Below are 19,422 nucleotides of genomic sequence, written 5' to 3'. Positions count from 1 at the left end.
AAGCCCTGAAGATCGGGGCTTTCCCTCCATTCGGTTATCCGTCCTGACGGCCAGCGAAGTCTGGATCCTCAGTTCAAGGAGATAGATATGAAGCGTTCTGCACTGTTAGGTCTGTTCGTTACCGCCTCAATGTTGGCAACCGGTTCGTTCGCAGCAAGTAAGCCGGACAGCCAGTGTGACACCAATATCCAAACCATCGAGAACGCCAAGACGCAGTATCAGTCTTCACCCGACTTACAGGGCCGTGTGGAAACCAGCGTGGCGAAGGCAAAGGCGCTCAAGGCCGAAGGGAAAGTTGACGATTGTGTCGCCGAAACCGATCGGACCATCCTGGAAATCAGAAAAACCTCTGACGGCACCAACAAGTGATCGATGAGCAGGCCAACCTTCGGGTTGGCCTGCTCGCTCGATTGGCGTACACTACGCAGGCCTGTCGCTCCAGAGATTCACGGAGTGCCAGGTTCGGGGCCGTTTAGGATTCGACGCCGGTTGCGAAACTTTAGGTGCATGCCGAGTTGGTAACAGAACTCGTAAATCCACTGTTGCAACTTCCTATAGTTGCCAATGACGAAACCTACGGGGAATACGCTCTCGCTGCGTAAGCAGCCTTAGCCCTTCCCTTCTGGTACCTTCGGGTCCAGCAATCACCAGGGGATGTCCGTAAACCCAAAGTGATTGTCATATAGAACGGAATCGCCGTGCAGTACGTTGTGGACGAAGCGGCTAAAACTTACACAACTCGCCCAAAGCACCCTGCCCGTCGGGTCGCTGCGGGTTAACTCAATAGACACGGCTAAGCATGTAGTACCGACAGCGGAGTACTGGCGGACGGGGGTTCAAATCCCCCCGGCTCCACCAAATAAGCTATATAAATCAGGCACTTAGCGTCTAACGCAAGTGCCTTTTTTGTGCCTGAATGGGTGGTTTTGGCTCGGTTATGCCAGCTTTATGACAGCCCGGCAGTGACTGTCGCGAGCAGTCCGGGCCTCGCCTAGCGCAACTGGCGGACCACTGAATTACTGCTACTCTCAACTAAGGTACGGCGCCTATCCATCCAATCGAAACTGCCGCCCGCTGCGCAGCCAGAAGGGGCCGTACCTTCCATAAAACGTAAAATCCCTTCGATAAAACGTAAAATCGTGCATCCATGGCCAAACTACTCGTTCAGCCTCGAATCCTTAGGGTTTCTCAAGCACCAGCCTACCTGGGCATGTGCCGGGATGAGTTCAATAAGGCAGTCCGACCGAACGTGCGAGAGTTCCCAATCGGCAAACGGGGCGTCGGCTTTGATCGTGTGGAGCTTGATGCCTGGGCCGATGCGTACATTGCCGCCAACGCTATCGAAAAACATCCACCAACCTACATGTCAATGCATCCGCCGGCGGCCGTTGCACAACCAATATCGCGAAGGCAGCCTGGAGTGGCCAATAGGAAAATGGCGCCCGCTCACGCAACCAAGGAAGAATTTGAAAGGCTGGTAGAGACGATGTTAGGCAGACAAAAACGGAAGCTCTAATCAGGATCCAAGCATGCGTTGCCTGGGAGGTTGCTTGTGGATGATGAGTGTGAGGTCGTATACGTAGCAGGCCTAGGGAAAATGCTCGGGCGGACCGAGGCTTCAGTGCGGGAGGGAATCCGGCGGGGCGTGGACTGGCTGCCGAAGGGATTCAAGATGGGCTCCAGGCATTGCTGGCTCAAGGATGATGTGAAGGAGTTCCTGCGCGCTTGCCGGGATGGCGAAAACAAGACGCCGAAAGTGGGCAGGAAGCGCCGGCCGCCACCGACGCTCGTAGCTCTTCGCTGAAGAGAGAGCGGCCCATGCAAAGCAGAGCCGAAACAAACAGCATCGACCGTTTCATGCGCCTCGAAGAGGTACTCCACGTGACCGGCCTTGGCCGCAACACGGTTTACCGCCGCATCAGGGAAGGCACCTTTCCAAAACAGCTGAGGATAGGCCCCAATTCAGTAGCGTGGCGTCAGTCAGCGATAATTGAGTGGATGGACTCGCTCGTACCAAAATGAAAGACGCCGATGACGACTGAAATCTGTGAAAAGGAGAGCACTATCATGACGCTGATATCAATAACAAAGGCCGCATCCCTATTGGGTATCGGTCGCACCACTGCCTATCGTCTTGCAAAGGAAGGTCGCATCCCATGCGTGCGAAGCTTTGGGCCATTAAGGGTTCACGCAGAAAGACTACAAGCTTTGGTTGATGGGGAAGCCGACGCAAGCGTGACTTCCACCCAACGCTCAAATTGCAACCCTGCCCCCAGCATTGCAAATCAAGCAGGAGCCAGAGGATCAAAGTCTCCAGCCCAACTCACCCAAGAACTCGACGAGCTGCTCCAGGCCAGACCGAAGAATCCTAACCTTTGATCAACCTCAGACGAATCACGAGCCAGAGAGGAGAGTGAGGATTCCGAAGAGTTCAGCTGTAACACTGCTAAGGATAGTATTAGAACCTCGCACCCCTGGCGTCTTGCCGGCCTATCGGCCCCGTCTCAGACTGCTACGCTGATTCCATTGCCAAAGGAATCGTCACGTGCCGAATTCAGACCTGCTTCCCTCCCTGCTGTACAAAATCAACGAAAACCAGCTGGCTCTCGAAGCGGACATCATGGAGCTTTCCAACTGGGTCAAAGCGCGCGGCTCGGCCGACGTCGTCGATAATGTGCGGGGTGCCCTGGATACCATCGACAAGAACGAAGAGTTCATCAAGATGACGCTCGCGGTCCTGATGACGCTCGAGTGAGGTCGCGCAGCTCGTCGACCCCAGCTTCGCCGGAACGCATACAGCATTGATTGCTGGCCGGCCCGCCATCCTTCATGATAACGAGAGTCGGCTGATAAGCTATGCGGATGAGGTGAAGGCCGGGCAGATAACGCGTACCAAGCTGGAATAGGTCGCGAGTCGGAAACTCAAAAGAAGAAAGATAAGACCAGAGAATCTGCACTTATTGCGTTACCAGGGAGAGGGGCATGGCTGAGTCAGTAACGAAAACGATTCACTACAAGCGAGCAGTCATCAGTGGTGGCGGGAATTTACAGGAAATCCTTGCCAGAGTATTTGCCGACGAAAGCCCAGCGCACAGAGTTGGGCAGCGCAAAGAGATTGTGAATGCTGACACCGCCAGCTTTCGGGTAGTCAACCATAAGCGCGACTACAATGGCATGCTGTTCTGTCAGATGATCTATTTTGAGCCGGGTCGAAGTCAGGCCTATATTACACTCAATGAAGACGCAGACTCGTACGCGCTGGACGCCTTGACTAACGAGGCGCTCAACAATATAGAAGGCCCTTTCGATAGAGAGCGTCATAGACGAGAGTTTGTGGACTCGTTCCTGTATTTCGGCGTGTTCGAAAATCACCTTGTCGTCCTTCAATCTAGCCAGTTGAGATCCAGAGAACTTGAAGCTCATCTTGGCTGGCTAATCGGCAGCTTTGGTGGGGTTGCTGTCGGGACGGCAATCATTCTGCAAGACCAGCCTTCCCAGGAGACTTACGAGCGAATCGCTAGGGCTCCGGTGAAAAAAATACAAATTGGCGCACCGATCACTACTGCGCAGAATATCCCCGAAGGCGAACGCCAGCCTGAACCCCTGGCGCAGCAAGAAGAAGTGGAAGTCAACGCCCGTAGGGTTCGGTTTTTCCCTACTGGTTTCGCTGGCGACGTGATCAAGGCCGCTATGGGGGCCGATTGGTTTAATAGACTCGACCTTGAAGAGGATCTGGATGATGCTAACCTCAAGGTCAGTCTTGAAATCACGTACCTCCGACAGACAACCAGGATCGGTCAAGTCGTAATTGACAACATCGCGACCTCGCTTCGACACGCCGAAGAGGCGGATGTGAGGGTTGAACTGGCCGGCGGCGGTGAGCTCAAAGGAGGTGACCTGCGTCTTTGTGGTCCGATTTCGGTTACAAAATTGATAAATGGACTGTTGGACGAAGGCATTCTGTACCATAAAATGCACGGCTGGTTGGTCGGCAAGCTCAGACAAGGAGATGCTGATCCAGCAATAACGGCGGATGATCTGTGATATGAGAAACCAAGGCGGATGGACAGGGGGTGGCACGCTTGCAGTGCTGCTTTGCGCCGCTATGGGTGGGATTCTTGCCCATTACATCATTTCATCACTCGATCAGGCATCCCCGCCGTCTGTTCAGTGGGGTCTGATTTCCGTCTTTTTGATTCCCCTTACGTTTGCCACTCAGCTATGGGTGAACTTCAATGGCTTGAGGGAGATTAAGGGAATAACTGGTAGCGAGCGGCGCAGGGTAACCGAGACGGTCAGCGCAAAACTTCGTCAAATTCAGTTCGCCATATTGTTCTACGCGGCGTCAGCACTGATTATTGGCTTTGGCCTGCTCTTCTCAACCGGAAATTGGAAGGTTTACCACCTCATCACCATTTTCACAGGCTCGAGCTTGGGTGTGAGTATGGCGAGCCTCTTCCTGATTTTGAGTGAGAGCCGAGAGCTGGCCGACTTCAAGAACAAGGTTTCTGAGCGAGCCCAACGCAACAAGCAGCTCGGAAAAAAGCTAACAGCCCTGCAATCACCAAAAGACAAATAGCCCGGCCCAGCGCCGGGCTTCCTGTATCTAGGACCACCCCCTCAGCCAGCTTGGCGATCAGCGGCCATTGCCCCACATTCTCATAGGCTAAAATCGAGTTGATCTATGGAGGGATTACGCATGGACAAGTCGAAATCCGCAGAAGAGATGCGAGCGCTTCTACTCAGCGAGCGTCCCGACCTAAAAGATGATCTCGCGAATATTTCTGACCTTGAGCTACTGCGGCTCATGGCCTGCAGCTACGAAAGCGCGATTGGTATCAAAAAAGCCGAGCTGATTGAGATCGAGAAGCAGCTGTACGAGGCCGCCAAGGCACTCTTTTCCCCTGTACTCCACTGATCTCATCGCACATCCAGCACAATGAACTCAACCCAAAGGCGTGGTAACGTGCGTCAAGGACCTGGCCCAGCGCCGGGCTTTTTATTGTGCGTAGTTCGGCCCGACCTGATCAGGCCTATCGCCGACTCACTTCTTCAGCGTAGGCCTGGCAAGCCCGCAACGCGATCAACCCCCGGTCGCCGGCGTCGGTGATGGCGATAATTCGTTGAGCATGCGCTGGGTCAAGTTGGGCTCTTGCTCCTCCATGAACCACGCCGCCGGCGCCGGCGGTGGGAGGCACCGCGTTGCAACTGGCTGGATCCTTGGCGAGGAGGACTGACAGCCGGACATCAGTAGTGGCAAGGCGATCACGTAGGCGAGCCTGGTTCGTTTGAGCATCGCTCAGTTCCTTGTGGTGGGTTTGGTCATTGGCGATCAGCCGTTGCTCCAGGGCCAGGCGCTTGCCCTGCTCCGCCTGGGCCTGGGCGGCGGCCGCGCTACTAATCTTGTTCAGATCGTCCAGGTGCAGGCGGCCCTGCTCCGCCAACCGACCGCTATACCGCCAGTCCTGGATCTTCCAGGTCGCGCTCATCGCCAGGATCAACGCCACGGCCACGCTGGCGATCAGCAATTTTAGGGTGGCTGGATTCATGCAAGAACCTCCAAGGCCCGCTCGTACAGGGCCCGGCGATCAGCAGCGCCGTTCTGCCCGCCATTGATCCTGCGGGTGATCTTCTCGAAGGCGCCTGCATCCGCGAGCCCGTTGAGCCCCCGCGTGGACCAGAACCATGCCGCCGACTTCGCGGCCCACTCTGGCTGCTCCAACAGTTCAGGCTGGCTGATCAGGTCAAAGCCCAGGGCTTCGCCGCACTCGGCATAGTTGGCCCGGCCAGTAACCTGAATCAGGCCACGGCCTCGGAACTTGAATCCGTCGCCTTGCGTGGTGTTGCCAAGGTCTGCCCTGCCCTCGTAACGGGCCTGGGCCGGCGTTGGCCCCCACAGCTCACGGACGTAGCGCAGTTGGCCGGACTCGTGGCCGATCTGCGCGATAAACGCCGCCACACGTTGCAGGCCGATAATCTGGTACCGGCCCATAGCTGTATTGAGGGCAGGCGCAAAGAAGCCGGCTTTAGCGCCAGCGTTCGGGAGGATCTGTCGCAACTGCTGCGCGGTAACAGGCATGGCTTTCTCCAGGCAAAAAATAACCCGCAACTAGGCGGGCATAGTGCCAGCCCGTATGATGCGCGGGGCTCGACACAATCAATGAAATGGAAACTCACTTTGTCTCGTATCACTCCTGACCAATCGCAGCAGCTGGCCTCCACTCGCACTGAACACCAAGAGACTGGTCACCCCAAGATGATCGATTTAAAAACCATCATTTTTACCCTAACAATGATGCTCCCTGCTATTGCATCGGCATATGACTACACCCTTGAGAGAACAGAATCAGGCGCTGAGTACGGATATCACCAGGGCACAGGAGGCGGGCCGCTTCTGGTTATTATTACAACCGACATAAAAGAATCAATGACCAACACTTACAGTCCTGTTGGAGCACTTTTATCTGCGAAGGGTTATAGCGTGGCGGCTATCGATGTTCCATGCCACGGCAAGGATACAAACAAAAAAGAAGGGAGCGGCTTGGAATGCTGGCGAGTGAGAGCCGACAACACGAGCGATAACATTTTCGACAGCTATATTAGCAGTCTAAAATCTGTGCTTAGCGATGTAGCGGACAAACATAACGCTCGACTGGGGGACGTCACCGTCCTCGGCATATCTCGTGGCGGCTACATCGCGATGAAGGCGGCGGCCGAAATACCGAGCATCACTACAGTCATCGCAATGGCCCCCGTCACCGATGTATTCCGCTTGCGAGAGTTCGATGGCTCGAAAGCCAATAAATCGGTGTACACCCTGGTGCCTTATTACCCGGCTCTTTCGAAGAAACACGTATTTATCCAGATCAACAACGATGATGACCGGGTTGGAACTACGGAAACCATATATTTGATTTCCGGTATAACGGAGGCAGGAAGCCCAGACGCCGTGGATCTGACTGCAATACTGACACCAAAGAAAGGGCATTCAACGAGCGAGCATGAAATGGCCGCCGCGTGGGCCCTGGCACAGCAACAGAAGGCGACCACGACGGGCAAGCAGATGTCTGCTCCTAAGTAGCATCGGTGTCTTCTGGAGGCAGCCAGACCTTCTCAGCGAAGTCCCATCGGTAAGTCATACTTTCGGGAGCAGAATCGACTTCCACTCCCGCGGGGTAAGGATGGGGCGAGTCAGGCAACAATTCACCTCCCATGGCGCCTAGATAGGTGCCATGGTCATTCGCAAAAAATTTCAATTCCTCATTCATCCGATCACCCTCGCAGTGAACCGCCAGTTCGCAGCCGTAGCAGAAAACCGTAAACCGGTGGTTTTGCTAGGCAACAGCATAGCTATAGAACCAACCCCAAATGTAACTTGGGTGGAGGTTTCTCCATACCAAAATATCCCGACTGAGATATCTGTCCCTGACGAGTTCTGATACCAGTTACCACGATGGACCACATCTCCAGCCGACCATCCACCTTCAGCATTTATGCAAATAAAGCTGAACTCAACAATAAACGGAACTACGCCGAGGTTGTGGTTAAAAACAGCTTGAGCCCCCGGAGTAATCGGGTATGGCCCTGAGACAACTCCAGACATTTTTGTCTGCAAGCCGCTTGGAACCACTACATGCGTATTATCTGCACCCGCTGTAGTTTCTGCACTCGTGGCAAGTTCAACAATGCCCGCCACAGATGTTGTTGCTTGAACAGGCATATTGTTAGACCAGCTCCGCCACGCGCCAGTACCGAACACAGTGCTTCTGTACCAAAATGCGCCCGCCGAATCGACAAAAATCTGAGCGCGCCCAAGAGAACTGTTTCGCTCCAAATGGAACAATGTCCCTAGCATTCCAGGAGATGGCAGCGTGCCCGGCGTGCTTGCGGATACGCTATACACTCCCATTGCTGTAATCGCGTCCACATTTGCCGCATCCGGGCCTGATCCGCCAAGTCCAAAGTCGCCGATACGCGCGAGCTTTCCAACTGTCGCGTCAAGCGTTGAGGTAGTCGCAGTAGAGGCGAGCCCTGCTGGCGTCACAGCTCGCTGGGGGTCGGTACCGGTCTGCGTTTCTAAGTTGGTCGCCAGCTCAACAAGGCCGGTGCGCGTGTCGGTGGCCGTGCGTGCACTTAGTGCTGAAGGAGTGACTACACGCTGTGGATCCGTCCCAGTTTGGGTCTCCAAACTAGTGGCGAGCTCGACCAGCCCTTTGACCGTAGTAGACGCGTCTGGCGGCGCTGCTGGAATCGCAGCAGCAATCTTCGAGTTGACGGCCGCCAAGAGCTGGGCGTTGTTGTCTTCGTCCGGGGTTAGGCCGGCGGACTCAATGACGTTCAGAAGTTCTTCAGTGACAGCGTTGCCCCATTGAGCAGGAATCAACGAACCGGGTGTTCCTGCTACCACGTCCTCATCAACAAATTTCCCATCTACCAGGCCTACGCTCGGCACGCTTTTCGGAAAGTCCACGCTTTATCCCTCAGTTGTAATTGATATGCACAACGGTGTGCGCTGGCGCCGCGCGCCGGATCTGGCATTCGAGCGGGTTGCCTGGATTCACGCCGAAGCGCTCGCCCCAATAACTCGCGCCGAAACGCCGGCCTAGACGCTGGCGGCCTCCGGTGTTTAGGGTCCAGATAAACTGGGCGTTCCAACCACCAAAGCGCGCGACGCCGAAACGAGAACGCCCCATTCGGGGCGCTCGATGTTCAGTGATGGTGGCGTCGGGGTAGCCCTGGCTGACGGCTATGTCGATGAAGTAGGAGATGCTTTGCCCGCCAACCTCGACGAGTCGACGGCGAACCGCCAGGCGTCTGTCATCAAACGCGGGGGTTAGGCCCAGGCAAGGATCAGGTAGGCCCATGATGGCCTCCCAGTCGGGCACCAGCTCGCTCACGTAGGCCGGATCCATCTCGTTCAACAAGTCCACTGCACGGGCATCGAGCCGGGCGAACTCCTGCGACACGCCAGCGAGAACCAGCGCGATTTCCGGCACCAGCTCAGGATCCCAGGCGGGGCCGGACGGCAGCAGACCGGTCAGCTGCTGCCGATATTGGTCGGCAGTTCGCGCTACAGCCATGTGATGCCTCCGAAGGTGAGCAACTGGTTGATGCCCGCCGGCACATCGGCCACAGGCGACACAAGGTCGTGGTCCGTTTCGCCGGACGCGCCGCTGATGGCCTGGGCAATGTGCGTCAGCAGCAAGGTTTCACCCAGGCCGGCTTCACGGTCGTGCAGGTCAATAAGCTGTGCCTGGATGGCCGCGCGAATCGCCGTGGTGTCCGGTACCGGGTGAATGCTGTAGGTCACCGGCACCTCAACGGGCGCCAGCACGTACAGCTCAGCAGTCACAGGGCGAAGCGGCTCGATGTAGTCCTTCACCTCGGCAAGCTGGGCAGGATTGGGCACGGGCACGTCGTCACCGTCTCGCATGACGAACAGGCCCACCGTTCCGGGTCCAACGTAGTTTCCTCGGCACCAGGCCCGGGTAACGCCTGGCACCTCAAGCGCCCAGGTTTCGTAATCTGCCGCCGACCCGCCGTGCGGGATGACGCGGTACGAGCGAATGACCCGGGCACGAAGCGACTCGATGCTCTCTTGCGCGATGCCGCCAGTGAGGCCAGGCGCCAGAACGGTGAAGCTGTTGGTAACGCCTGCCACGGGCTGAACCAGCGTCAGCGCCAGCCCGACGTCTGCGTTACCCAGGGTTCCGGCGTCTACCGCTTCCACCGCCACGGTGTTGAGCCCCGCAACGGTGGTGACGTTTGCCGTTACCCGGTAGGTGCGCCCGTCTGCCGCCTGGAGCACAGTTTCAGCATCAACCACGGCGCCCGCCACAGCGGTGAACGAAGCCGTCCCCGACGCAGGCTGCGCGGGGTTTCTCGGCTGGGTCAGGCGCAACTGGGCAATCCGCTCCAGTGTCTCTTCGTCCGCCCGGTCGGGCAGGATCTGTTCAGCGATCCAATCCAAATAGCCGTACAGGCCATAAGCGGTACCGGCCAGCGTACGCGCCAGCACCTGGGCGTCCGAACGGCGCAGCGTGTCGCTGGCAAGGTCGCTCTGGGTGCGGTCGACCAGCACCGGCAACGAAGGCGTTTCAAACGGCATAGATCACCTGCCATGTAGGGGTAGATGGGATTTCCAGGCGCGTGCCGTCCGCTATGGTCAGGACCACACCGAGGTTCAATCGGTTGGTGTCCGCTCTGTCGCTGCTGACGGAAACGTCCAGGACATGCCCGTCATCAATCAGCCAGCGCAGCGCCTCCGCGGCATAGAACTCCGCGTCACGCTGCGTGGCGCCGGTGAGCTTGACCCGGCGCAGCAACCAGAGGCGCGAGCCGATGCGGTCGTCGGCGATGGCCGGGTAACTGTCGCCCCACCAGCCGTACAACTGGTCATCGTCTACCGGGTCATCGGTATCAGCGCGGCGCCAGGTGTACAGGCTGATCACCACCGCCCGAATCAGCGCGGATTCAACGGAAGCTTGAGTAAGCATCAGCCCCCCGCAGCGGGCGCGCCGCTTTGTCCGCTACCGGCCTGGACACCGGTGTGTACGTGGTTGATCTGGCTGATGCCACCGGCCAGCTGGTCACCTACAGAGACAATCTGGCCGGTCTGGTTAATCACCGGCGTCTCGAAGTTCACAGCCGTCGTGGCCTTGATGTTCAGCGTGCCGGTTTCGATGTCGATAATCCGGCCGCGCTTGAAGTGGATCTTATCGCCCTCATCGGTGTAGATCGCGACTTCGCCGGGCTTCATGGACTGGATCCGGTACCGGCGATCAGCCGCGACCAGCACCACGGCATGGGAGCGGTCGCCGCCGATAAAGGCGGTCAGCACCTCGGCGCCGGCCAGCGGGTTGCTGGTGAAGCCGTAGGGCTCGAAGTGCTCGGCGTTGTCCTTCAGTTCGCCGGCGGTGAGGCGCATCTGCAAGGACTGCATTTTCTTCAGGGCGTCGACGAGCACCACGGTGCCGCGGGCCAGCATGTTTTTCACGGTCATTGTTTTGGCTCGTAGTCGGCGGGAATCAGGTATTCGAAGTTGTCGGCCTTGCCGCCCTTCTTCAGCTTGCGGTTCTTGTGCGGGTCATGCGGTTCCGGCTCGTAGCTGTCCGGCGGGCCAACTTCCATTTTCGTGATCATGCCGGCGTCGGTCAGGGTGTAGGTCACCCGGGCGATCAGCATCCAGCGGTCGAAGCCGATGATCGGGTCGATCACACGCACCAGGGTGTTGTGCTTCCAAAGCGCCCCGTTTGTTTGACGCCAACCCTGGACGGTGTAGGTGGTGGTCAGCGCCTTGCCCATGCGGGTACCGCGCTCCCAGTTGGCCCGGGCCTGTGCAAGCTCGCTGGTCATCTGCCCAGACTCTTGAATGATCAGCACCCGCTTACGGGTCGTTCGATCATCCGTCAGGACAGCCGACACCTCTGCCGCCGCCGCGCCGAACTCATCATCCGTGCCCGAGCGTTGGCCGAGCACCTGGTATTCGGAGAACACCCCGGAGAAATCCAGCGGCGCGCTACCGGTGAGGATGTTCTTGCCAACCTCCAGATGATCGAAGGACCGGCCTTCACTTCCGGGCCGGGCCAGCACGGCCATGCCGCGCGCATCGTCGGTGGAGAATACCCGGAACAACGTCAGCAAGCGGTCGATGGATTCGAAAACCGTCTCGCCGGGCTCGATGGTGTGGTCCGACAGCTTCGCCCCCTCGGGGATCTCTGTGCGCACGGATATCCCATACGGCGCCGCCAGTGCCCTGACAATGGTGAGAACGCTCTGGTTGTTCCACTGCCCAGGCTTGTTCACGGCCGCACAGTCCACCAGATCGGCAGTCAATGAACGGCCGCTGATGGTCGTTGTGATTTGCTTGTCGTCGTAGTCGATCGGCGAAGAAAACACCCAGCCAGTCAGCACCAGGTCGCCGCCGATACGCACATGGCACTTGGCACCCTGCCGGATCGGTACCGAGACGTTCTGCCCCGGCCACTTCCAGGTGATGCTCAGGGTGAACGACCGGGCCTGATCCTCGAGCCCGGCGGCGATCTCGACCGATTTCCAGCCGGAATAATCCAGACCGTCAACCGTGAGGCTGACGGTGTTCTGATCTTCGGTCATGGACTACCTCTGGGCGATTTTGATCGATGCCGCCGGAACAAAGCCCGGGTGCCTGATGCGATTGCGCTGCACGACTTCTGCCGAACGGGTGGCATCTCCGAACCGCTGGTAGGCCAGCACCAGCGTTGACATGGTTTCGGGCGGCGTGATGTCGACCAGCCGCACCCCAGACTCGGCCACCGTCGTCAGGTGTTTCACTAGGGATTGGCGCAACGTGTTCATCACGACGTAATGAGCGGGATCGGCTTTCAGCGATGCTTCAAAAATCGCATCACTGAGGCTGTCGCGCAGCTGTAGCACGTCGTCCGCCACGGGCACCTCTGGCCGAACCACCGGCAAGATGGCCTGCTGCTCAACGCTGGGCGTTGACCCGCTGGAGACGGGCTGCGAGGCGATGGGCATTTCGCTGATGATCAGCGCCATCTGAACCAACAGCGCGTCCTGTACCAGATTCGCGGTCGCCTGGGCTGCGGCCGCCGAGTCGATGCCGCCGGACTGGCTCACGGTGTTGATGGCGGTCACGGCCTCGGTTTGCTGTGTGGTGGTGGCCACCGCGTTCTTGTAGCTCGAACTGGTGTCAGTGAAAGCGCTATCCTGCAACGAAAAGTCGCTGAAGTAGCTGGAGAACAGCGACGACAGCGCCCCGGGTGAATTCATCAATGACTGGGCGAACCCTGTCAGGTTGGTGAACACCCCCACGAAAGGTGCGAACTGCTGCTGGATGACGGCGTAGACGTTCGACAGGCTATTGCGCAAACGGAGCAGGCCCAGGCGGGCCTGGTCAACCTTCGCCATTGCCTGCTTGTACCGCTCCAAGGCCGATCCCAGCATGCTGTCCGAAGCTTTCACCACTTGCTGTTGGCTGTTGACCTTGGCCGTCGGGAACGTCAGGGGCTTGTCCGGGTAGAACGTCAGGTCAAAGCTGACCATGCCGCCGGCGGTCAGCTCGTGGGACACCTTGCAATCGCCAACCTTGACCTGCATGCGCCCAAGCCAGGGATGGACCAATTCACCAGGGCCCGGGGTCTGCAACGCCTCAAGCAACTTGTCGCGCCGCTCGAAACAGTCATCACCGATGACCCAGGCCGTCATTGTGTGCACCTGGGCCTGCTTGCCGAGCTGTTCAAAGAACGGCTCGTCCCGCTGCGGGTATTCGTGAAGCTGGCCCTTCTGGCCGACCGGCACCGACGCCTGCGGGATCAAGAAACTGATCCCACGGAACGACGCCGGCAACAGTTCATCGCGCCAATTGCGTGCCATGGTTTACCCCTTCATGACGCCCACGGTACGGGTACCGACGTTGGGCTTGATGTTCAGCCCCGGCTGGTTGGTTTTCGGCTGCTCGATCGTCGTGCCCGGCGGTGCGCCGTTCAGGTTGATGTTGAGTTCGCCGTTGAGCTTTTGCCCGTTGGTGGCTGCGGTCTGCTGTAGGAGCTGGTTGTTGCTGATCCCGAACGCCTGATTGTTCATGGCTTGGCGGGCGGCGGCTGATTGAGTGGCGTCCGCCAGCAGCAACTCACCGGTACCGCCTCCGGCGCCAGCGTTCCGTTTTTGCTGGGCTTCAGTGAAAGCGTTCACCTTGTCCGTGGCGTTCTGGATGATGCCTTCGCCACCCTCCCCTCCGCCGAACCACTTCATGATCGGCTCGATGATAGGTCGCAGCTTTTCCCAGAGCTGCTGGAACCAAGCCGTGATCGAGCCCCAGTTGTTGATGATCATCCCCAGAGGCGACCAGTCGAACATGGTCTTGAGGTAGTCCATCACCGGAGTTGAGAGCGCCATGAGTAGGTTCCAGGTAGCACCGAACAGTTCGGTCAGTGGTTCCCAGTTCTCTCTGATGAGCGCGATGGGGCCCCAATTTGCGAAGGCCTTCAACAGATCCCAAGCCGCGAGCACCGGCACCTGGATAAGCTGCCAAACGCGCTGAAAATACGGCGCGACGGTTGACCAGTTGGCGATCAGCACCCCAGCTGCCAACGCGATGCCCATGACAGCCAAGCCCACAATGGATCGCTTCATGGTTCCGTCGAGCAGCTTCATGACAAAGATTGCCGCGGTGACCGCGACACGCAGCGCGCCATAGGCCACCGCCGCGCCGAGCACGCCCTTGATCAACCCAGGGTGCTGAGAGGCAAGCGAAGCAAGCTCAGAAACGAGCGGACCTACCAGCGTCATGAAATCGTTGAATGGCGGGAGCAAAGCGCTACCCACCTCTACGCCAAGCCGATTGACCTTGTTGGTCAGCAGTTGCATGGCATTTGCTGTGGTCTTGGAGCGCGCGGTGAACTCTGCTTCCATGGAGCCGGCAAATTTGCCGCCGGCACCCACCGCGTCGAAGCTCTTCTTCAAAAGATCGAGGTTGGTCAACAGCGGAGCGATCGCGGTCACCGACTCGCTACCGAACAACTGAGTCAGCAGGCCAGCCTGCTTGGCTGGGTCAACCTTCGCGATGCGCTCAAGCACATCCTCGATGGTGCCCTGGGCATCCTTCTGCATGCTCTTGGACACATCCTTCACATCCAGGCGCAGCGACCTGAATGCCTCGGCCTGTTGCTTGGTAGCAGCGCTACCCTTGGTCAGGGCCAGCATGAAGTTCTTCATGCCGGTGGCGGCGACCTCGCTGGGCACGCCCACACCCGCAAGGGTCGCGCCCATGGCGGCGATCTGTCCGGAGGCAAGACCAGCGATAGCGCCCAACGGACCGATGCGGGTCACAATGTCGGAGATCTGCGCCGCCGAAGACGGCCCAACGTTGCTCAAATAGTTGATCTGATCAGCCAGCTTTACGACTTCAGGCTGCGTCAGTTTGAAGGACGTCCGCCACTTCGCCATCATGTCGCCCGATTGCTCGGCGGTCTGGTCGAACGCGATACCCATCTTCACCGCGTCTTCAGCGAATTGCCTTAACTCACCTGCGGCGAATCCGGCCTGGCCGCCAGCGGCGACGATAGCCGCGATGCCAGTAGCCGCCATTGGCAGCCGCTCGGACATGTCCAGGACATCCTGTCCCATCTGCTCGAATTGCTTGGGCGTCTCGAAGTCGACGACTTTTCGAACGTCGGCCATGGCCGTTTCGAATTCCATCGCCGCTCTGGCCCCGGCAATGAATGGCGCAGCAAACGCGCCGCCCTGGACCAGATCCTTGAAGCCGATGTTGCCCAGGCCCGAACTGTTCATCTGCTTGCGAAAACCCGCAACGTTTTTGCGAATGCCCGCCAGCGTCGGCGATAGCTTGTCGACGCCGGTGATCAACGCCTTGAGCTGAAACTTATCCGCCATCACTGCACCTGCTGGGCTGCGTTAATTCGTTGGGCGTGCTCCAGCGATTCGCGGAGCACATCCAGTGGCCTGGCCATCATCTGTTCGGGGTCAACCTTCCAGAACCAGGCCAGGTCATAGGCGGCTGCAATCAGGTCGCCGATGGCTGCGACGCCGCACTCATGAAAAAACCGGCAACCGCCCAACTCAGGGCGTTCAGGTCGGACAGGTCCAACTGGTTGACCGACGACGGTGGAATGCCGGCGCAGACCGCGATGTATTTCGCGGCAACGTCCATGTCCAGGCTGACTTCTTCGTTTTTGTCGATCTTGTACGGCAGCGCCTTGATCGTCCGCACTTCCTGCACGGTGGGCCGGCGCAAGGAGAGCTCGGTCAGCGGCTCACCGTGGGCCTCGATCGCGACCTGAAGTTTCTGAACGTGACTCATTGCCAGCTCCCTTTGATGCCGTCGAATTGCAGTTCAATGGTGCCGTCGTCGCCCTTCGACGATGGTTCGTCCACCAGGTAGGCGCCGGCCAACACATAGACCGATGCGTTGCTGAATTCGCAGGTCACGGTCATGTCGCGACCGTTGGTGAGCGCCTTGATCGGGAAGTTCGGCGTGTGCACCGCTGTCACCTTCAGGGAAGGGGTCATTGCCTCTTCCTTGTAATAGCCCGGGTAGACCGTTTCTCGTTTCACGTCCATCAACGGGGCTTCGGCGCCACCGGTGATGATCAGCTGTTCGCCGTCCACTTTGACGTAGACGGTGCCCGCTACTTTTTGACCCATGGTCTGTGTCTCCAGAATGAAAAAGCCCGCACTGGGCGGGCTGGATGTCGTGGGTCGGGGTTACGCCGCTTCGTCGTATTGCAGGCGGAACTGGTTGAGCAAGGCGAAGACGCGCAGGCCGTTGATATAGTCCGGCGGGAACAGCACGTTGACCCGGCTCGGGTCCTGCGTGTCGCGCTCCACCACCAGGTGCTGCGCGAACAGTTCGGCATTCTCCACGTGTCCTTCCAGCTCGAGCTTGGCGTATTGCGCGATCAGCTCTCCACGGATAACCGCCGGGGTGACGATCGGCTGGCCGGCGCCGAACGCAGTGCCGTCGCTCGCCAGTTTGTGGCGTCCGTACTTGCTGGTGATCACGCTGCGCATCCGGCGGATGATGAACGCCGACTGGTGCATGGTCTCGCTGTCCAGGTAGGAGTTATCCGCCTGGCCGAAAGGGTTTTTCTGGTAGGTGGTGATCGAGCGCTGAATCCGCACGTAACCGCCCTCGTAATACGCTGTGGCGATGCCGTAGGTCAGCAAGGACTGACGCTCGGTCAGGGTGAACCGCTCACTGGCCGGCGCTGAGTCCAGGCCCGGCAGGCTCCCGCTCTGGGTGGGCCGGCTGGCGTCCGCTGAAATGAACACGGCCGTGCGCCCAGCCAATGCGGCCGCCTGCACCCATACCGGCTGCGGAACGCCCGCCTCGACGGCCTGGATGGTGACGTGCTGGTCGTTGCGCGCCTGGCCTGCCGCTACCAGCGTGCCGATGGTGCCGCGCTTGGCGCTGTAGACGTGGCCGAACAACTGCTTGGCCCAGGACCAGCGACCGGTGTTGTCGTCCATCGTGTCCTTCCAGACGTTCAGGCTGGTCGTGTCGGTCCATGGCATGCAGATGAATTCGAACGGCTCATCGCCCAGGGCCGCCGCGGCGTCCACCTGATCCGGCACGCCGACGCCACCGGCCATTGCTGTGGTGACGACCGTCAGGCCAGCCGGGGTCATCTCGCCGTTGGACTTACCCAGGCGGTTCATGGCGATAGAGATGTCGTTACCGCTTTCGCCCGTCCATTTGCAGGTCAAGGTAACCACACCGGCGACCGCCGCAGCGGTAACGGGCAGGTCTGGCGTTGCGTTGATCTTCACCGCCAAGGCAGCTGCGGCCACCGTTGGGGTTGCCGCCGATGCTACGACCGACTGCACCCGGGTACCACCGACATACAGGTTCAGCAGGCCAGCCTCGGTCGCCGCTCCAGTGATGGTGACGGTCGACGTCGCCACGGAACCGGTGTCGTTCTGCAACGGCAGACACCAGATTTCGCCGATCGGGTCAACTTTGCGCCAGGTTTCGTACATCGCGGCTAGCATGGAGCCTTGGCCGCCGATTTCCTTCGCCAGCGCCACGCTGGATACCAGAACCAACTGGCCGATGCTTTCGCTGGTCGCGTTGTCATTGACCTGGCCGACGATCAAGCGGCGCATGGCCGACGATGCGCTGTTGGCCGCCGAGTTATCCATTTCCGCGTAGAACAACGGCACCCGGATATCGGCCGGGATGTTGCTGAATCCGATAGCCATTATTGCGCTTCCTCAGCTTTCGCCGGCGCGCCGGCTTTGGTGGATGGGGCCTTGTCGGCTTTCAGAGTCACGTCGCCATCGGCCTGACGGCGGCGCCACCATGCGTTGTCTGGAACCTCGCGGCCTTCCTTGGGCAGCAAGTCGCCGGCCTCGGGGTCGGGCACAGAACGGCCAGAGGCCGGCACCACAGTGATGCGATTGGTCATGGTGTTACGTCTCCAGTGAATTGCGCTTCGATGCGCCCGTCCGGGCCGGGTCGTTTCAGGTTCGGGTCTGCCGGGTCGATGCAGTCCATGTTGATGTTTGCGCCGGTGAAGCCCGGCAGGCCGTCCAGCACGTATTCCTGCCAAGTCTCTGGCGGGTCGCTCGCATGGTTTCGGCCAAGCTGGAATTCGGAAAAGAAGGTGAACTGATAAACGACGCGGGCCCGACTGATATGCAGTAACGCGCCCTTTCCGTATTCGATGCGGTTGTATTCCGGACCAGGCTCCCAGCCAACCAGTGAGCGCCACAGCTCGGCACGGATGTCGTGCAGCAGGTCGTTATCGTCTTGCCCGCGCTCGTCGGAGGTTGCCAGGACGATCACCACGTTGAACTGATCAGTGATGGCCTGAAGCACCATGTTCTGCGCTTTGCTCGGCTCTGCCGCATCCGCCGTGGCGATGACGTAAGCAGCCGGTAGCGCGAGCTGGGCACTGTCAACGACAGCGTCCCAGTCGATACCGCCAGAAACTCGGCCGGCAAAGGTTGGGCACGTCAGCCGCAGATGGGCAACGATGGGGTTCAGTTTCATGCTTGAGTCCGTTGGGGCAGTGATCAGCCCAGGGCGGCGGCGAATGCTGCCGAGAGAATCGATTGAACTTGCGAGGCCGAGTCCTGCAGGGCGTCGGCCATGTAGTTGTCGCGAGGCTTGATGCGCCACTCCCCAGCAGCGCGCTCAGCCAGGGCAGCAGCTCTAACTCCCTTTGCCCTTCGATTGGAACGGCCTTTGCCTTGGCCGGGAGCGAGCTTTCCGAGCTTCCTGCCCTTCTTCACGCCGTAGTGCAGATAGGCCGGATAGAACTCTTCCATGGCCGACGTTTTGGTTGGGGAGATCCGCACCAGGAAGCCGGAGCGGGACACCTTGAAGGAAACCGATTCGACCGTCGCCCCGGTCCGATTGATTGGGTAGCCCTCCTGGCCTTTGCCCAGCACCAGGTTCATCTGGGCGCGCTGGGTGATCAGCAGGCCGACCTTACGCATGCCCGCCCGGATCTTTCGCTTGTCGAAGGCATCGCGCTCGAAGTTGTCGAAACCCTCGACGTGCAGGTATCCGTCGATCGAGGCGGAGTTAGACATAGATGCCCCCTCCAGCCTTGGCCGGCCCGAGTTCTTCTACTTCGATGATGGTGAAGCGCTTTCGCCCATTCATCTGGGCGTTTCGCTTCACACGATAGATCACACCGCCTTCGACGATCTCATGCTGGGTAGTGATCCCAGTCATGTATCGAATGAATATCCTGTGGGTGATCTTGTTATCAGTTTGAACCCCTTCCGTATAAACAGCAGTGCCTACGGCTTCGATTCTCGCCCAGCGAGGTGTCGGCTCGAGAATCACAGAGTCGAGGCCCATGTCGCTTGCCGGAAGGTCGGAGCGCTGGCGGATCACGATGCGCCGGTCCAGTTCGCCCGCCCCCAAATCTCTATAAGCCATGACTCCCC

At 59.0% G+C, this 19,422-nt stretch carries 26 protein-coding genes and 1 other RNA gene; 10 read left to right on the top strand and 17 right to left on the bottom strand.

What is annotated here, in order from left to right; genetic code table 11:
- Positions 1-87 precede the first annotated feature (87 nt).
- From J3P76_RS03855 to J3P76_RS03815, 9 genes are all read left to right on the top strand, one after another.
- Positions 88-369 (top strand): hypothetical protein, encoded by a 282-nt coding sequence (locus tag J3P76_RS03855; RefSeq protein ID WP_420765600.1) that lies wholly within the window; start codon positions 88-90, stop codon positions 367-369.
- Between the two features lie 95 nt (positions 370-464).
- Positions 465-858, top strand: a transfer-messenger RNA (tmRNA) gene (gene ssrA / locus J3P76_RS03850).
- A gap of 289 nt (positions 859-1,147) precedes the next feature.
- A complete protein-coding gene (locus J3P76_RS03845) occupies positions 1,148-1,516 on the top strand; it encodes a helix-turn-helix transcriptional regulator (RefSeq protein ID WP_434701567.1) in 369 nt (122 codons plus the stop codon).
- 302 nt (positions 1,517-1,818) lie between these two features.
- Positions 1,819-2,022 (top strand): helix-turn-helix transcriptional regulator, encoded by a 204-nt coding sequence (locus tag J3P76_RS03840; protein ID WP_434701566.1) that lies wholly within the window; start codon positions 1,819-1,821, stop codon positions 2,020-2,022.
- Positions 2,023-2,031: 9 nt separating this feature from the next.
- Positions 2,032-2,379, top strand: a complete 348-nt coding sequence (locus J3P76_RS03835) for a helix-turn-helix domain-containing protein (RefSeq protein ID WP_434701565.1) — start codon at positions 2,032-2,034, stop codon at positions 2,377-2,379.
- A gap of 166 nt (positions 2,380-2,545) precedes the next feature.
- Complete coding sequence (locus J3P76_RS03830; protein ID WP_434701564.1) at positions 2,546-2,755, top strand: hypothetical protein; 210 nt, start codon at positions 2,546-2,548, stop codon at positions 2,753-2,755.
- Positions 2,756-2,982: 227 nt separating this feature from the next.
- Entirely contained in the window at positions 2,983-4,044 is a 1,062-nt protein-coding gene (locus J3P76_RS03825) for a hypothetical protein (protein WP_434701563.1), read from the top strand.
- Position 4,045: 1 nt separating this feature from the next.
- Complete coding sequence (locus J3P76_RS03820; RefSeq protein WP_434701562.1) at positions 4,046-4,579, top strand: hypothetical protein; 534 nt, start codon at positions 4,046-4,048, stop codon at positions 4,577-4,579.
- 120 nt (positions 4,580-4,699) lie between these two features.
- Positions 4,700-4,918: a hypothetical protein gene (locus tag J3P76_RS03815; RefSeq protein ID WP_434701560.1), complete on the top strand. Its 219-nt coding sequence runs from the start codon at positions 4,700-4,702 to the stop codon at positions 4,916-4,918.
- Positions 4,919-5,033: 115 nt separating this feature from the next.
- Here the strand turns inward: J3P76_RS03815 and J3P76_RS03810 are convergent, their stop codons facing one another.
- Together J3P76_RS03810 and J3P76_RS03805 are read right to left on the bottom strand one after the other, a co-directional pair.
- Positions 5,034-5,549, bottom strand: a complete 516-nt coding sequence (locus J3P76_RS03810) for a lysis system i-spanin subunit Rz (protein WP_434701559.1) — start codon at positions 5,547-5,549, stop codon at positions 5,034-5,036.
- Complete coding sequence (locus J3P76_RS03805) at positions 5,546-6,079, bottom strand: glycoside hydrolase family 19 protein (RefSeq protein WP_434701558.1); 534 nt, start codon at positions 6,077-6,079, stop codon at positions 5,546-5,548. Before J3P76_RS03805 ends, J3P76_RS03810 begins: the two co-directional genes overlap by 4 nt.
- Positions 6,080-6,160: 81 nt before the next feature.
- On the opposite strand from J3P76_RS03805, the gene J3P76_RS03800 reads away from it, so the two are divergent.
- The gene (locus tag J3P76_RS03800; RefSeq protein WP_434701557.1) at positions 6,161-7,081 is read left to right on the top strand and encodes an alpha/beta hydrolase family protein; all 921 of its coding nucleotides are present in this window, start codon (positions 6,161-6,163) and stop codon (positions 7,079-7,081) included.
- A gap of 183 nt (positions 7,082-7,264) precedes the next feature.
- Here J3P76_RS03800 and J3P76_RS03795 read toward each other — a convergent pair whose 3' ends face one another.
- The 15 genes from J3P76_RS03795 to J3P76_RS03725 form a co-directional block, all read right to left on the bottom strand.
- A complete protein-coding gene (locus J3P76_RS03795; RefSeq protein ID WP_434701556.1) occupies positions 7,265-8,470 on the bottom strand; it encodes a hypothetical protein in 1,206 nt (401 codons plus the stop codon).
- A 10-nt stretch (positions 8,471-8,480) separates the two neighbouring features.
- Positions 8,481-9,080 carry a YmfQ family protein gene (locus J3P76_RS03790; RefSeq protein WP_434701555.1) on the bottom strand — a complete coding sequence of 200 codons (600 nt, stop codon included), beginning with the start codon at positions 9,078-9,080 and terminating at the stop codon, positions 8,481-8,483.
- On the bottom strand, positions 9,071-10,108 hold the full coding sequence (locus J3P76_RS03785; RefSeq protein WP_434701554.1) for a baseplate J/gp47 family protein: 1,038 nt from the start codon (positions 10,106-10,108) through the stop codon (positions 9,071-9,073). The genes J3P76_RS03790 and J3P76_RS03785 overlap by 10 nt, the downstream gene beginning before the upstream one ends.
- Positions 10,098-10,496: a phage GP46 family protein gene (locus J3P76_RS03780; RefSeq protein WP_434701552.1), complete on the bottom strand. Its 399-nt coding sequence runs from the start codon at positions 10,494-10,496 to the stop codon at positions 10,098-10,100. Before J3P76_RS03780 ends, J3P76_RS03785 begins: the two co-directional genes overlap by 11 nt.
- Complete coding sequence (locus tag J3P76_RS03775) at positions 10,496-11,002, bottom strand: phage baseplate assembly protein V (RefSeq protein ID WP_217861836.1); 507 nt, start codon at positions 11,000-11,002, stop codon at positions 10,496-10,498. The genes J3P76_RS03780 and J3P76_RS03775 overlap by 1 nt, the downstream gene beginning before the upstream one ends.
- On the bottom strand, positions 10,999-12,114 hold the full coding sequence (locus J3P76_RS03770; protein WP_434701551.1) for a phage baseplate assembly protein: 1,116 nt from the start codon (positions 12,112-12,114) through the stop codon (positions 10,999-11,001). Before J3P76_RS03770 ends, J3P76_RS03775 begins: the two co-directional genes overlap by 4 nt.
- Before the next feature lie 3 nt (positions 12,115-12,117).
- Positions 12,118-13,374: a DNA circularization protein gene (locus J3P76_RS03765; RefSeq protein ID WP_434701550.1), complete on the bottom strand. Its 1,257-nt coding sequence runs from the start codon at positions 13,372-13,374 to the stop codon at positions 12,118-12,120.
- 3 nt (positions 13,375-13,377) lie between these two features.
- Positions 13,378-15,393 (bottom strand): phage tail tape measure protein, encoded by a 2,016-nt coding sequence (locus J3P76_RS03760; protein WP_434701549.1) that lies wholly within the window; start codon positions 15,391-15,393, stop codon positions 13,378-13,380.
- A 130-nt stretch (positions 15,394-15,523) separates the two neighbouring features.
- Positions 15,524-15,820, bottom strand: coding sequence for a phage tail assembly protein (locus J3P76_RS03755; RefSeq protein WP_434701548.1), 297 nt, complete (start codon positions 15,818-15,820; stop codon positions 15,524-15,526).
- Positions 15,817-16,164 carry a phage tail tube protein gene (locus J3P76_RS03750; protein WP_217861831.1) on the bottom strand — a complete coding sequence of 116 codons (348 nt, stop codon included), beginning with the start codon at positions 16,162-16,164 and terminating at the stop codon, positions 15,817-15,819. Before J3P76_RS03750 ends, J3P76_RS03755 begins: the two co-directional genes overlap by 4 nt.
- Before the next feature lie 60 nt (positions 16,165-16,224).
- The gene (locus tag J3P76_RS03745) at positions 16,225-17,721 is read right to left on the bottom strand and encodes a phage tail sheath subtilisin-like domain-containing protein (RefSeq protein ID WP_434701546.1); all 1,497 of its coding nucleotides are present in this window, start codon (positions 17,719-17,721) and stop codon (positions 16,225-16,227) included.
- Positions 17,721-17,927 carry a DUF2635 domain-containing protein gene (locus J3P76_RS03740; protein WP_217861829.1) on the bottom strand — a complete coding sequence of 69 codons (207 nt, stop codon included), beginning with the start codon at positions 17,925-17,927 and terminating at the stop codon, positions 17,721-17,723. Before J3P76_RS03740 ends, J3P76_RS03745 begins: the two co-directional genes overlap by 1 nt.
- The gene (locus J3P76_RS03735) at positions 17,924-18,514 is read right to left on the bottom strand and encodes a phage tail terminator protein (protein ID WP_434701545.1); all 591 of its coding nucleotides are present in this window, start codon (positions 18,512-18,514) and stop codon (positions 17,924-17,926) included. Before J3P76_RS03735 ends, J3P76_RS03740 begins: the two co-directional genes overlap by 4 nt.
- 23 nt (positions 18,515-18,537) lie before the next feature.
- Positions 18,538-19,059, bottom strand: coding sequence for a hypothetical protein (locus tag J3P76_RS03730; protein ID WP_434701544.1), 522 nt, complete (start codon positions 19,057-19,059; stop codon positions 18,538-18,540).
- The gene (locus tag J3P76_RS03725) at positions 19,052-19,414 is read right to left on the bottom strand and encodes a phage head closure protein (protein ID WP_434701543.1); all 363 of its coding nucleotides are present in this window, start codon (positions 19,412-19,414) and stop codon (positions 19,052-19,054) included. Before J3P76_RS03725 ends, J3P76_RS03730 begins: the two co-directional genes overlap by 8 nt.
- Positions 19,415-19,422 lie beyond the last annotated feature (8 nt).

It is taken from the genome of Pseudomonas sp. D1-36 (assembly GCF_051132205.1).
Taxonomy (GTDB): domain Bacteria; phylum Pseudomonadota; class Gammaproteobacteria; order Pseudomonadales; family Pseudomonadaceae; genus Aquipseudomonas.
The sequence above is the reverse complement of the archived record's forward strand: the minus strand, read 5'-3'. Positions and strand labels throughout refer to the sequence as shown.

Coding starts and splice junctions, on each gene's coding strand:
- J3P76_RS03855 (WP_420765600.1), top strand. CDS start 88: ATGAAGCGTTCTGCACTGTTAGGTCTGTTCGTTACCGCCTCAATGTTG.
- J3P76_RS03845 (WP_434701567.1), top strand. CDS start 1,148: ATGGCCAAACTACTCGTTCAGCCTCGAATCCTTAGGGTTTCTCAAGCA.
- J3P76_RS03840 (WP_434701566.1), top strand. CDS start 1,819: ATGCAAAGCAGAGCCGAAACAAACAGCATCGACCGTTTCATGCGCCTC.
- J3P76_RS03835 (WP_434701565.1), top strand. CDS start 2,032: ATGACGACTGAAATCTGTGAAAAGGAGAGCACTATCATGACGCTGATA.
- J3P76_RS03825 (WP_434701563.1), top strand. CDS start 2,983: ATGGCTGAGTCAGTAACGAAAACGATTCACTACAAGCGAGCAGTCATC.
- J3P76_RS03820 (WP_434701562.1), top strand. CDS start 4,046: ATGAGAAACCAAGGCGGATGGACAGGGGGTGGCACGCTTGCAGTGCTG.
- J3P76_RS03815 (WP_434701560.1), top strand. CDS start 4,700: ATGGACAAGTCGAAATCCGCAGAAGAGATGCGAGCGCTTCTACTCAGC.
- J3P76_RS03810 (WP_434701559.1), bottom strand. CDS start 5,549: ATGAATCCAGCCACCCTAAAATTGCTGATCGCCAGCGTGGCCGTGGCG.
- J3P76_RS03805 (WP_434701558.1), bottom strand. CDS start 6,079: ATGCCTGTTACCGCGCAGCAGTTGCGACAGATCCTCCCGAACGCTGGC.
- J3P76_RS03800 (WP_434701557.1), top strand. CDS start 6,161: ATGAAATGGAAACTCACTTTGTCTCGTATCACTCCTGACCAATCGCAG.
- J3P76_RS03790 (WP_434701555.1), bottom strand. CDS start 9,080: ATGGCTGTAGCGCGAACTGCCGACCAATATCGGCAGCAGCTGACCGGT.
- J3P76_RS03785 (WP_434701554.1), bottom strand. CDS start 10,108: ATGCCGTTTGAAACGCCTTCGTTGCCGGTGCTGGTCGACCGCACCCAG.
- J3P76_RS03780 (WP_434701552.1), bottom strand. CDS start 10,496: ATGCTTACTCAAGCTTCCGTTGAATCCGCGCTGATTCGGGCGGTGGTG.
- J3P76_RS03775 (WP_217861836.1), bottom strand. CDS start 11,002: ATGACCGTGAAAAACATGCTGGCCCGCGGCACCGTGGTGCTCGTCGAC.
- J3P76_RS03770 (WP_434701551.1), bottom strand. CDS start 12,114: ATGACCGAAGATCAGAACACCGTCAGCCTCACGGTTGACGGTCTGGAT.
- J3P76_RS03765 (WP_434701550.1), bottom strand. CDS start 13,374: ATGGCACGCAATTGGCGCGATGAACTGTTGCCGGCGTCGTTCCGTGGG.
- J3P76_RS03760 (WP_434701549.1), bottom strand. CDS start 15,393: ATGGCGGATAAGTTTCAGCTCAAGGCGTTGATCACCGGCGTCGACAAG.
- J3P76_RS03755 (WP_434701548.1), bottom strand. CDS start 15,820: ATGAGTCACGTTCAGAAACTTCAGGTCGCGATCGAGGCCCACGGTGAG.
- J3P76_RS03750 (WP_217861831.1), bottom strand. CDS start 16,164: ATGGGTCAAAAAGTAGCGGGCACCGTCTACGTCAAAGTGGACGGCGAA.
- J3P76_RS03745 (WP_434701546.1), bottom strand. CDS start 17,721: ATGGCTATCGGATTCAGCAACATCCCGGCCGATATCCGGGTGCCGTTG.
- J3P76_RS03740 (WP_217861829.1), bottom strand. CDS start 17,927: ATGACCAATCGCATCACTGTGGTGCCGGCCTCTGGCCGTTCTGTGCCC.
- J3P76_RS03735 (WP_434701545.1), bottom strand. CDS start 18,514: ATGAAACTGAACCCCATCGTTGCCCATCTGCGGCTGACGTGCCCAACC.
- J3P76_RS03730 (WP_434701544.1), bottom strand. CDS start 19,059: ATGTCTAACTCCGCCTCGATCGACGGATACCTGCACGTCGAGGGTTTC.
- J3P76_RS03725 (WP_434701543.1), bottom strand. CDS start 19,414: ATGGCTTATAGAGATTTGGGGGCGGGCGAACTGGACCGGCGCATCGTG.